This is a genomic window from Pseudolactococcus raffinolactis NBRC 100932, from assembly GCF_001591765.1.
Lineage (GTDB): Bacteria > Bacillota > Bacilli > Lactobacillales > Streptococcaceae > Pseudolactococcus > Pseudolactococcus raffinolactis.
The window spans coordinates 1-532 of sequence record NZ_BCVN01000113.1; the positions used below are offsets into that span (position 1 = coordinate 1).

The following is a 532-nucleotide window of genomic DNA, read 5'->3' on the forward strand; positions in this document are numbered from 1 at the left end:
TATTCAAGGTGCAAGTGGTGCTTTAGCTGTCGCTGAAAGGGAATCAGGTTTTGATCCAGAAGCTGAAAACCTTGGCGGTGGTGTTGCGGGTATCTTCCAGTGGTCGGGTTGGTCTAATAATGTCAATGGTAATCGTTGGGCTAAGGCTGAAAGTAGAACACTGTCAATGGACGTTGAGTTAAAACTTATGTCTGCTGAACTAAACGGTGTATACAAGAGAACAAAAGACCTTGTGAGCGTTTCTACTGACCCTAGACAGGCTAGTTTAGATTGGTCACAATATTATGAGGGTGTCGCTTTAAGTGACGGTCAAACGAAAGCAGACAAGTTACAAGATGATGCCCAAAAATGGTATGACTTACTCAAAGACCATGTAGGCTTCAGCAATGATTCAAGTGGAGAAGCTGTCAATGGTGTGATGTCCGCAAACATTCCGAACGGTTGGGAGGTAGAAACCCCATTTAGTGGTCAAGCCTATAGTGGTTCAGCTTCTTATCCACAAGGTCAATGTACGTGGTATGTTTATAATCGT

Annotated in this window: 1 protein-coding gene; it reads left to right on the forward strand. The window is 43.6% G+C overall.

The genetic code is table 11. From position 1 onward, the window contains the following. A partial coding sequence (locus tag LRA01S_RS11160) for a phage tail tip lysozyme (protein ID WP_255211723.1) occupies positions 1–532 on the forward strand: 532 nt, incomplete at both ends.